Annotated in this window: 3 protein-coding genes and 1 pseudogene; all 4 read left to right on the top strand. The window is 60.3% G+C overall.

Going from position 1 to position 7,172, the window contains the following annotated elements; translation table 11 throughout:
- A pseudogene (locus ACM6IK_RS20775) lies at positions 1-748 on the top strand (alpha/beta hydrolase); the annotation flags it as partial.
- Positions 736-1,968 (top strand): T6SS immunity protein Tli4 family protein, encoded by a 1,233-nt coding sequence (locus ACM6IK_RS20770; protein WP_414875811.1) that lies wholly within the window; start codon positions 736-738, stop codon positions 1,966-1,968. The pseudogene ACM6IK_RS20775 and the gene ACM6IK_RS20770, both read left to right, overlap by 13 nt.
- Positions 1,969-2,056: 88 nt before the next feature.
- A complete protein-coding gene (gene tssM, locus ACM6IK_RS20765; protein WP_414875810.1) occupies positions 2,057-5,677 on the top strand; it encodes a type VI secretion system membrane subunit TssM in 3,621 nt (1,206 codons plus the stop codon).
- Between the two features lie 10 nt (positions 5,678-5,687).
- Entirely contained in the window at positions 5,688-6,722 is a 1,035-nt protein-coding gene (locus ACM6IK_RS20760) for a hypothetical protein (RefSeq protein WP_414875809.1), read from the top strand.
- Positions 6,723-7,172 lie beyond the last annotated feature (450 nt).

Raw genomic sequence — 7,172 nt, 5'->3', positions numbered from 1 at the left:
ACCGGGCGCCTTGCAATTGCTGCCCACCCAGGATTACGCCCCGGGTTGGCTGCGGCTGATCGACGAGCGAGGCGGGCCGGCCATGCCGCGCCAGCCGGAAAAAGACCCATATGAGGAGATTTATCTGCGGCGCGACCGTTGGTGGGGATTGCTGCGTGAAGAGTGGTTGGCGCCGAAGGACGGGGATCCGATCACCTGGAAAGATTTCGCGGATAACATCCGGAGCGCAAAGGACTTTCACCAGGACATCGCAGGGTCATACCACCCTCAAACCTACGTCTACTACGGCAACGACGACAAACACCCCAGCTTCGAATCCATCACCTGGGAAATGCGACGCGGGTCTCGCCTCAATGGCCCCCATGCCTCAAGCCCCGATGCCTTCACGGTGTCCAGCCTGCAGATGCATGAGGTGCGTGACGACGGACGCAGCCCGTTGTACGTCGGCGGGCAAGCCGAGGCCGTGCCACCCCTGCGCGGTGATCCCGACGCGCCGCTCAGAACCGTGCAGACCAGCTATTGGGAGCTGCACTGCCGCATGCAGGACGGTGCGGGCGATGGCACCGTTCCGGTGAGTTCTGGTCGTGCGCCGATCAGGCAGGCACGCAAGGATTCGATCCGTCAGCAAGTCCAGGCGCCCGGCTTCGATCATGAGGCGTCGTACGCCAATCCGTTAACCCAGCAATTCACCCTTTACTCCCTCATCAAGATCGCGGCGAAAGCCAAGAGGCCGCTATGCGCCGGTTGACCGTTTTTTTGACAGGCCTGCTGTTGGGGGCGGTCGCCGGGTGCACCGCCTTCAAACACCCCACAGAACAGGAGAAACAAACCGTGCACGAATTGACCAGCAACATGCGCACCTGGGCTCTGGGTCGAGGCCTGATCGACTTGCCCGCCAACTGGACGGGTGGCGGGGATGTGAAGCTGTACTACGGATTGGGAGCTGATCACTCCAGCGTTGAGGTCTTGATCTTGGGGGAGGGCGTGACGCAGGAGCGATTTGATGCGGCCTTGAATGAGCGGGCGCGTCGGATTTCGGCGGTTAAGAACTATAAGAATTCGGATGTGTCGATGCTGGTGTCGGCGAAAATGGCCTCACCCAGGGAAAAGTTGCTGCAATACTACAAGCAAGCAACACGCCGCCAAACATTCGTTCATGAGTCTCATCTGCTGATCGATGACGTCTACGTCATGCTCAGAGCTCAATCCTACGACGGCGATACGGATCCCGTTCAAGCCCAACTGTTAAAGCTGTCGAAGGAAATCTTCAAAGTCACCCCCGAAAATGCCGGCGCGGGGTTTGCACTTGGGCCGATTGTGATTCGTAGTCATCACGATCATGAGATCGCCAGCTTCGAGTTCAGTCCGCCTGCTTCTGATGTCACGCTGGAGGTTTATGTCAACGCGCTATCGCCTAGCCAAACGAAAAGCATAAAGACCCGGACCGAGGAGGGCGCAAGGGTTTTCCTCGCGGGTGATTATGAAAACCTGCGCACGAAGAAGATCACCCTCGCGGGAATGCCGGCGGAAGAATCCCTGATCGGCTTCAGTGACGACACTCACCGTCAAATCCTATTCGGGGCCGAAAACTATCGTGAAAACCCCGCCCTGAATCGTCCAAGCATGAACTTCCGCCTGTCGGCGGGAGGCATGAAAGCAGACCCGATTGATCCTGATGAACCAGAGGATCTGGTGCGCTGGACCCTGCCCGAATTCGCCAACAATGGCTACGACCTCCCGCTCTGGCAACAACCCGCTTCACCAGAACCCGTCAACCCCTCCCTCACCGACTACGAAGCCATGGCCGTCTGGGACGCCATCCTCAGGTCCGTGCGCATGCGTCCCAGTTCAGTCGCGCCCAAGCCGGACCCTTGGGCGAACGACCGCGGCCCAACGGCCGAGGAGGCGGCCGAAAACAAACGCATCCTCGATGAGTTCATCGCCAGCTTTGAAAAGCGCAAGCCATGACCATGGGCGTGGCGTTAGCGGGAGCAAAAAGGAACGCGTTCATGCCGTCTGTAGGCAACGAATTTTATAAATACGCTAGGAGCGATTCATGAAAACGGTCTGGAGTTACCTCAAACGCTGGGGCCTGCCGCTACTGCGCCAGTTCAATCAGGCGCTACCGGTGCTGGTGCTGCTGGGCGTGGTGTTCTTGCTGATCGCCATCTGGTGGCTGGGGCCACAGTGGACCTGGCGTGAGCACCAGCCGCTGGCCGACTTGGCGATGCGGGTCTCGGTCAGTGTGGTGGTGATCGTAGCGCCGCTGCTGGTCTGGGCGTGGCGTGTGCGGGAGCGTTACCAGCGTTTGCAGGTCGAACGCCAACATGAGGTTGCCCTACAAGCCGACCCCTGTCTGCCTTATGTCGAAGCGCAGGAGCGGGCTCTGGATCGCAGCCTGGGCAACCTGCTGAACAATATGGAGCGCCGCCGTTCGCTCTATCAACTGCCGTGGTATCTGGTGCTGGGCGAGGAAAATGCCGGCAAGACCAGCCTGATCACCCGCTCCAACCAGAGCTTTGCCTTGTCCCATGTGACCAAGGCCGGGGTCAGGGCTCATCAGGAGGAGCAACTGGCCTATCCGGTGGATTGGTGGATTGGTGACGAGGCGGTGTTGATCGATCCTCCGGGTGAATTTCTCAGCCACCCGGAGTCGACGGCCAGTGATGAGGAGCCGTCGGGCGCGGAGGGCAAGGTCAAACCGGTACTGCCCACTGGCGCCCATGCGCGCCTCTGGTCGCACCTGCTCGACTGGCTGACGCGCAACCGCAGCCGTCGGGCATTGAACGGCGTGGTGCTGGTGATCGATGTGCAGGCCTTGTTGGCGCAACGTCCCGAGCAGCGCAAGGCCCACGCCAACCTGCTGCGCACCCGGCTGTTTGAGCTGACGCGGCAGTTGGGCACGCGCTTGCCGGTGTACGTGACGCTGAGCAAGTTCGACCTGCTGGAAGGTTTCGAAGAGTTCTTCGCCCGCTTGTCGCGCAGTGGGCGCGAAGACCTGTTGGGCTTCACCTTCAGCCTGGACGCGGTGGATGATTTCGATGCTTGGCTGGCGGAACTGACACGCCAATACCAGGCCTTTGTCGTCTGCCTGAGCGAGCAAGTTTTCGACGGCGCCAGGGAGTCGCGCACATTGATTGAGCGCGATCGCTTGCAGGCGCTGGCGCACCAGGTGGCGGGCCTGCGCCCGGCGCTGTTTGGCTTCTTGAGCGAAATGCTTGGCAGCGATCGCTTCACCACCCCGGCGTTGGTACGCGGGCTGTATTTCTCCTCAGTGCTTCAGAAGGGCACCCTGAGCAACGCTTTCGTCAAAGAAGCGGGGCAAGCCTATCAACTGCCGCCACCGCCACTCGAGGTCAAACCGGCCGGAGGCACGGCGATTTACTTTGCCCAGCAACTGTTCCAGCGAGTGATTTACCCCGAAGCGGGGCTGGCGGGCGACAACATCAAGGTGGCCCGCAGCAAACGGCGGCTGCTGATCGCAGGGTTCAGCGTCGCGTCCCTCGGGTGTTTAGTGACCATCGGCACCTGGCAGTTTTACTTCAACATCAACCGCGACAAAGCGGCCACCGTATTGGCCAAGAGCCAGGAGTTCAGTGAGCGGGACATCGACGCCAAGGTCGACACCACCGGCCGCAACTTGCTGGTGCCGCTGGACCAGATTCGCGATGCAGTGCTGGTCTACGGCGACTATCGCCAAGCGTGGCCGTTGTTGTCGGATATGGGGCTGTATCAGGGGAGGGCGATCGGCCCCACCGTGGATAAGGCGTACCTGAATCTGCTGTCCAAGCGCTTCCTGCCGGCGATTGCCAGCGGTGTGCTGGATGCGATCAACACCGCGCCTGCGGGCAGCAATCAGCAACTGGCGGCCTTGCGCGTCTACCGCATGCTTGAAGAGCGGCAAAACCGCCGCCCAGCCATCGTCGAAGAGTGGGTCGCCAAGCAGTGGCAGCGCGCCTATCCAGGCCAGGGCCAGTTGCAGGCCGATCTGATGGGCCACCTGGGTTACGCTTTGAAATACGCCGATGCGGACCTGCCGCACTACCGTGAACGCATTGCCCAGGTGCAACAGCAATTGCGCCAGTTGCCCATGGCCGAACGGGTCTACATGAGCCTGAAACAGGACGCTCTGGAGCGCTTGCATCGCCCGCTGGACCTGCGCAATGAGGTCGGCCCAGCGTTCGATATCGTCTACCGTCCGCTGAACACCGATCAAGAGGGCAGCGGCCTGCAGTTGCCACCGCTGCTTACCGCCAAGGGCTTCAAGGACTACTTCGAGCCCGGCACCGACGGCATCATCGAACTGGCCATGATCGACCAATGGGTGCTCGGCGAACGGCAGCGCCTGGACTACTCCGATGAAGACCGCAAAATTCTGACCCAGCGCATTCGCGCCCTGTACAGCGCCGACTATGTGGACAGCTGGCGGCGGGCACTGAATCAGTTCGCGGTCACCGATTTCGACGACCTCAGCCACGGTGTGGCCGTGTTGGAACAAGTCACCGGCCCGGCCGCACCGCTGCGGCGCCTACTGGAAACCTTGCGTGACAACAGTGTGATTTACCCGGCCGTGCCTTTGGCCGAAGGACAAGCACCGCTGGCGCTGGACAAGGTATCGGACGGCCAACAGCAGGCCGCTGGTATTCGGCGCGCGTTCTCCAGCCTGGCCGAACTGATCACCGCGCAAGGCGAACAGCCGTCCTATTACGAAGAAACCCTGCGCTCAGTCAGCGCCGTCTACGACTATGCCAAAGCCGTGCACGACAATCCCGACCCCGGTAAAGCCGCCCTTAAAACCGTGCTCAATCGCTTCTCCCTGGGCGGTGCCGACCCGATCGCCAACCTGCAACGCGTCGCCGTGGGTCTGCCCGAACCGCTGAACCAACAGGTCAAAAAGCTCGCCGACCAAACCTCGCAGGTGCTGGTAATTGCCGCCCTGCGTGAGTTGGAAAAACGCTGGGACAGTGAAATCTACAGTTTCTACCGCGACCGCCTGGCAGGCCGCTATCCGTTCAAGGCCAGCGGCGAGGACGCCTCGCTGGAGGACTTTGAAGCGTTCTTTGGCCCACAAGGACGCCTGCAGCAATTCCACGATCAGTACCTGAACGTGTTCCTCAAAGACAACCTCGATGTGCTGTACTCCGACAGCCTCGGCGGCTACCTGGTGCGCAGCGACGTGCTGGAACAGCTGAAAAAGGTCGAGCGCATCCGCGACACCTTCTTCAACCATCGCGGCCACTTGGCCGTGCAACTCACCATCGAACCCCTGGCCCTGAGCGCCACCCGCCTGAGCAGCATGCTCAGCGTCGACGGCCAACTCATCCCTTACCAACACGGCGCACCGCAACGCACGGGACTGGTGTGGCCCAACAGTTTGGGCAACACCAACGGCAGCCAACTGACCCTGGTGCACAGCACCGGCAACACCGCCAGCCTGAGCTATCGCGGGCCGTGGTCGTTGTTCCGCCTGCTTAGCCGCGGGCACCTCAATGGAAGAACCGACACCAGCGTGGACCTGACCTTTGCCGTTGCCGATGGGCTGATGCGTTATCGGATTGGGGCGGAGAAGGCTAACAACCCGATTACACAGCGCAGTTTTGAAGGGTTTGTGTTGCCGAGGACGTTGCTGGAAGAGCGACGGGGGAGAGGACGCAGTGACGACGTTACGCAGCGGTGAGGAGTTCCGCATGATGGATAAGACCGATCGAGTCCGCAGCTTGAACTATTCGACTCAGGCCCTGGAGCAACTGGAAGTGTGCCTGCCGTTGCTGGGCCAGAACCTTCCCGGTATTCGCACGGCCCACACGTTTGTTACGAAGCAACTGCGTGACAGCGTGAAATTCCTGCTGCCCAACTGTGCCGAGTTGGTCGACATGAGCGAGCTGCGCCAGGTGCATGTCGACATGGCTCGCCTGCCGTATCCAGTGGTAGCCCTTGAAGCCCCCTGGGTCTGGCCGGACGGAGCCGGTGGTGACAAACACGGTGGCATCCGCTCATCCAAGCGCATCGCCCTGTGCTTGACCATGTCCCCGGAAGTCGCCAATTGGCTGCCGGATACCCGGCGCTTCCTACAGGAAGAGCGCGGCGGGGTGATCGTTATCCCGCTGTACTGGGAGGATCGTACCGGGCTTTGGAAGTTGCCCATGGGCGGTGCCTTTGTGCCCCATGACAACGAAGTCAGTGACTACTCCCCTGGCGAGGCCGGCCTGACCAATCAGCTATTGACCGAACCCTACATCGCCGCCGGGTTGCCGCTAGGCAAACTGCGCCAGTTTCGCGTATCGCCGTTCCTGCTGCTGCCGGAGATTGCAGCAGAAGCGCTGGAACACGCTTGCGGAGCAGAAGTGGCCGCGAGAGTCCTGTCCGATACCCGCGATGAAGTCTCAATGCTGTTGCAGACAGGCGTGGTGCTCAACTGCGCCAATGTCACCACAGCAGAGATCGCCGCACCGAAGTTGATCAATCGCAAGCGTCAGGGAAAAGGCAAGCCGCCGTTCTTCAGCTATCGCGTACTTCAGGTCAGCTCCCCACGTGCAACCGGCACTTCAAGTGGCGGTGGACAGCATGCGTCGCCGCGCGCGCATCTGCGGCGTGGGCATGTTCGAAGGTTGGAGGAGCGGACTGTGTGGGTACGGCCGGCGATGGTTAATGCTGGGGCTGCGGCGGCGGTTGGGCAGGTGGAGAAAGAGTACTCCATCACACCCATGGTTTCCGGTGGCTAGACGTGTGTTGTGGGGGAGAGCACTTTGCTTGGGAAGCAGCTCGAACAGTAGCTGCATGATGATCGGCGCAGCAGAATACCCAAGTCTGCGTTGCGAGCATGGGCTTAAGCGCATTCTGATTTCTCACTTAAATACCTGCCCCAATGCTCCATCATGACCCGACGCTTATCGAAAAGATCTCCCCGCGCATAGGCTGCCTCGATGCTTTATATAGATGCTGGGGGTTTTCATGGTGGCAGCCCGAGCGCTTTGGCAGGGGAAAGAATTTTCAGGCGGGGGTTGACCACGTATTTTAATACTGTACTATTCGCCTCCCGCTAACGAGCAGCTTGATGTTGCTCTTGGCTTAAGTAGTTGATTTTGTTGAAAAATCAGAAACTTTTAAGGTTGCAATTTGAAAAGATGCGCTGTAAGATGCGCACCTCGGTTGAGACGAAAGATCTTAACCAG

The sequence above is a fragment of the Pseudomonas sp. IT-196MI5 genome (assembly GCF_949767415.1).
Taxonomy (GTDB): Bacteria; Pseudomonadota; Gammaproteobacteria; order Pseudomonadales; family Pseudomonadaceae; genus Aquipseudomonas.
This window is presented reverse-complemented; position numbering and strand designations above follow the sequence as displayed.